Below are 1,064 nucleotides of genomic sequence, written 5' to 3'. Positions count from 1 at the left end.
GCATCCACAGCGCCGTCCGCATTTTGCGCTCGCCGTCGCTCAGCGCCCACACCGCCAGCACCGTCAGCGCCATGTGCAACGACGGCAGGCAGTTCTGCGCCGAATCCACCTGCGTTAACGCCGCCAGCAGCTGCGCGCTGATCCCAACGCCATCGTTCTGCGGATAGGCCATGGTGGTCGGCCACAGCAGGTAAACCGCTCCGGCGCCCAGCGCCGTCAGCTGCATCGCCAGCGTCAGCCATTTGATTCCCCGCAGCGGCGCCAGCAAATAGCCAGCCGGGACGATGAGAAAAAACGACAGATAGAGCCAAATGGCCGCCGGGTTAAACGGGATCGCCCGGTCAAGCGCCGACGGCGGCAACAGGGTTCCCGCCCCCTGCAGGCGATCGGTCAGGCTATACACCACGCCGACCGTGCCCCATCCCAGCAGCATGTGCCATAGCCTGAACAGTGCGCTTTTCATGCCTCCTCCGCCCGGCGCACGATGCGCCGCCGCTTGCGATCGAACTGCGGCAGCACCGCCTGCGTCGTCAGCCGCCATTCGAGCCGCTCGGTGGCGATGCCCTGACGGGCGAACAGTGCGATCAGCTGCGCCTGGCAGTGCGCCAATTCCGCTTGGCTGCAATCGGCAATCAGCTCCAGCCGCTGCTCGCCGCGCTGGATCAGGCGGTAATCGCTGGTCAGCGGCAACGCATTGGCGATCGTCCGGCTGCAGGCATCGGCGAACACCGCCTGCGGTTGCCGCTGCGCATCGGGTAACATCAGCTGATCGTCGCGCCGCCCTTCGATACGCGCAATCGCCCGCGTCGGTTGCCCGCATGGGCAGGGTTCCTGGCGCAGCACCAATACATCATCCAGCCGATAGCGCACGATCGGCTGCGTACTGCGGGTAAAGTCGGTGATCAGCGGCGTGAGGCGCAGTTCGTCGATCCACTGCGGTTCGATATGCAAAAACTCTTCGTTCAGATGTAGCGTGCCGTGCGCGCAGGTCGCGGCCAGGAACCCCTCGGTGGCCTGATACACTTCGCCAACCGCCGGAAACACCTGCATCAGCAGGCGGCGAT

Annotated in this window: 1 protein-coding gene and 1 pseudogene; both read right to left on the bottom strand. The window is 65.3% G+C overall.

The genetic code is table 11. The features are described 5' to 3' along the window. The coding region (locus AB0H42_RS35895) for a hypothetical protein (protein ID WP_357064369.1) at positions 1-463 on the bottom strand (463 nt) is incomplete at its 3' end. Beyond that, positions 460-1,064: pseudogene (locus tag AB0H42_RS35890) on the bottom strand (hypothetical protein); the annotation flags it as partial. The pseudogene AB0H42_RS35890 and the gene AB0H42_RS35895, both read right to left, overlap by 4 nt.

It is taken from the genome of Nocardia sp. NPDC050799, assembly GCF_040654015.1.
GTDB lineage: Bacteria > Actinomycetota > Actinomycetes > Mycobacteriales > Mycobacteriaceae > Nocardia.
Note: the sequence above shows the minus strand (reverse complement) of the source record. Positions and strands in the feature narration are given on the sequence as shown.